The sequence below is a fragment of the Flavobacterium sp. genome, assembly GCF_043773265.1.
GTDB lineage: Bacteria > Bacteroidota > Bacteroidia > Flavobacteriales > Flavobacteriaceae > Flavobacterium.
Map to the genome: position 1 here is coordinate 1 of NZ_JAYVFH010000282.1, position 2,882 is coordinate 2,882.

The following is a 2,882-nucleotide window of genomic DNA, read 5'->3' on the forward strand; positions in this document are numbered from 1 at the left end:
TTTTAATTTTAATATATATATTATGAACATCCCAAGAATCGTTGGAGCAGGATTAGTTGTTATTGGAGCAGGAATTGGTATCGGTAGAATCGGTGGTTCTGCTATGGATGCAATTGCACGTCAACCAGAAGCATCAGGAAAAATCCAAACAGCTATGCTTATTGCAGCTGCACTTATTGAAGGAATTGGTTTCGCAGCTTTATTTGCTGTAGCAGAAAACTAGTAGAAAAATTCAAAAGCTATAACGGTTGGTTGTAGCTTTTGTTTCTATTTTAAAATTAAATTACAACACATAATACAATTTTAATTATACATTATATAGTATGGATAAATTAATAAATGATTTCTCATTAGGTTTGTTTTTTTGGGCATCGATTATTTTCGTAGGACTTGTTCTTTTATTGAAAAAATTTGCATGGAAACCAATTCTTGATGCAGTAAATACAAGAGAAGAAGGTATTAGAAATGCACTTTTATCTGCAGAAAACGCTAAAAAAGAAATGCAAAATCTTAAATCTGATAATGAAAAATTATTAGCAGATGCAAGAGCAGAAAGAGAATTGATGATGAAAGAAGCTCGCGAAATCAAAGATAAAATGATTAATGATGCCAAAACAGAAGCTCAAGCAGCTGGAGAAAAAATGATTTCTCAAGCTAAAGCAGCAATAGAAAGCGAAAAAAATGCAGCTATGGCAGATATTAAAAATCAAGTATCTTCATTGTCATTAGAAATTGCAGAAAAAGTATTAAGAGACGAATTATCTAACAAGGATTCTCAAACTAAATTAGTTGAGAAAATGTTGGGTGACGCCAAATTAAACTAATCAATATGTCAAGAGCAGCGATTAGATATGCCAAAGCAATTTTAGATATTGCACAAACTTCTGGAAAAGCAGAAGCGGTTAACAGCGATATGAAGTCAATTGTTAATGCCGTTTCAGAAAGCTCAGAATTAAAAGAATTTTTAGCAAGTCCAATTATTAAAATGGATGTTAAGAAATCGGCTTTGTCTGAAATATTTTCAAATGTTCAAAATGAAACTAATAGTTTGTTTCACTTATTATTTGAAAATAAAAGATTTGAAATTCTTGAAGCTATTGCAGTTCAATACAATAGATTATTTGATGAAAGTAACGGAGTTGAAGTTGCAAAAGTAACAACAGCTTTTCCAATTACTCCAGAATTAGAAATCAAAGTATTGGCGAAAATTGCAGAATTTTCAAACAAGAAAATTACGATTGAAAATATAGTAGATCCTGCAATTATTGGAGGATTTATATTAAGAGTTGGCGACAAGCAATACAACGCTTCTGTTGCTAATAAATTAGGAGAATTAAAAAGAGAATTCGCAAATTAATTTTTATTATTATGAGAAATTTTTTTACAACAGTATTTTTAGGTCTTTCGATTTTATCTTTTTCACAAGAAATTAAGTTAAAAAAAGGTGATGTCCTTGTTGACGAAAAAGTGTGGTTAAATTATGATGGATGTGGAGGTTTTAGCAACAACTGTAGCTTAATGCTAACGTCTAATAAAGAAGAAATAATTTACATGGAATTTGTAAAAATTCCAGGAGTAGAGCCAATCACAAATTATAATAAAACAGGAGATTTAACTTATATTGAAGTAAAATTTTTAGGTTTAAATAAATCTATAGAATTAGATTTAACATTTAAAAAAGCAATTAGTATTATTTACAATTCAAAATGCATCAACGAAGATGGTACTTTTGATGAAGATAAAGTTCAAAGAATAATTGAAAAATACGGAACACCTTTTTCAGATAGATTAAACAGAAGCAATAATACAAATACAATAATAATTAAAGAAGAAGAGCCAAGAAGATCAGGCATTAATATCAATATAGGTAGATAATTTATACTATTATGGCAGAAATTAAACCAGCTGAAATTACAGCAATATTAAAAAAACAATTATCAGGTTTCGAATCTGGTGCAACGTTAGAAGAAGTAGGAACTGTACTTCAAGTGGGTGATGGTATTGCTCGTGTTTACGGTTTATCAAATGCTCAATACGGTGAGTTAGTACAATTCGAAAACGGATTGGAAGCTATTGTATTGAACTTAGAAGAAGACAATGTTGGTGTTGTACTTTTAGGACCATCTACTGGAATCAGAGAAGGTTCAATTGTAAAAAGAACTCAACGTATTGCTTCATTAAAAGTTGGTGAGCAAATTGTAGGTCGTGTTGTAAACACACTTGGAGAACCTATTGATGGTAAAGGACCAATTGGTGGCGAACTATATGAAATGCCATTAGAAAGAAAAGCTCCAGGAGTTATCTTTCGTCAACCAGTTACCGAACCATTACAAACCGGTATCAAAGCAGTAGATGCAATGATTCCTGTTGGTCGTGGACAACGTGAACTAGTTATTGGTGACCGTCAAACTGGTAAATCAACAGTTTGTATTGACACTATTTTAAATCAAAAAGAATTTTACGATGCTGGAAAACCAGTATTTTGTATCTATGTTGCAATTGGGCAAAAAGCATCAACTGTAGCAGGAATTGCAAAAATGTTAGAAGAAAAAGGAGCAATGGCTTATACAGTAATTGTTGCTGCAAACGCTTCAGATCCAGCACCAATGCAAGTTTATGCACCAATGGCTGGAGCTGCAATTGGAGAATATTTTAGAGATTCTGGTCGTCCTGCATTAATTGTTTATGATGATTTATCTAAACAAGCAGTTGCTTACCGTGAAGTTTCTCTTTTATTAAGAAGACCACCAGGACGTGAAGCATATCCGGGTGACGTTTTTTATCTTCACTCTCGTTTATTAGAAAGAGCTTGTAAAGTTATTGCTGATGACGATATTGCTAAAAACATGAACGATTTACCAGATACTTTAAAAGGTATTGTA

Annotated in this window: 4 protein-coding genes and 1 pseudogene; all 5 read left to right on the forward strand. The window is 31.9% G+C overall.

Annotated features, from left to right (window positions below):
• Window positions 1-22 precede the first annotated feature (22 nt).
• A complete protein-coding gene (atpE, locus tag ACH2BO_RS14620; protein ID WP_395045473.1) occupies window positions 23-223 on the forward strand; it encodes an ATP synthase F0 subunit C in 201 nt (66 codons plus the stop codon).
• 100 nt (window positions 224-323) lie between these two features.
• Window positions 324-824, forward strand: a complete 501-nt coding sequence (locus tag ACH2BO_RS14625) for a F0F1 ATP synthase subunit B (protein WP_395045471.1) — start codon at window positions 324-326, stop codon at window positions 822-824.
• Complete coding sequence (gene atpH, locus ACH2BO_RS14630) at window positions 824-1,357, forward strand: ATP synthase F1 subunit delta (protein ID WP_395045474.1); 534 nt, start codon at window positions 824-826, stop codon at window positions 1,355-1,357. The genes ACH2BO_RS14625 and atpH overlap by 1 nt, the downstream gene beginning before the upstream one ends.
• Before the next feature lie 11 nt (window positions 1,358-1,368).
• Window positions 1,369-1,875, forward strand: a complete 507-nt coding sequence (locus ACH2BO_RS14635) for a hypothetical protein (RefSeq protein WP_395045472.1) — start codon at window positions 1,369-1,371, stop codon at window positions 1,873-1,875.
• Window positions 1,876-1,886: 11 nt separating this feature from the next.
• Window positions 1,887-2,882 (forward strand): annotated as a pseudogene (locus tag ACH2BO_RS14640) (F0F1 ATP synthase subunit alpha); the annotation flags it as partial.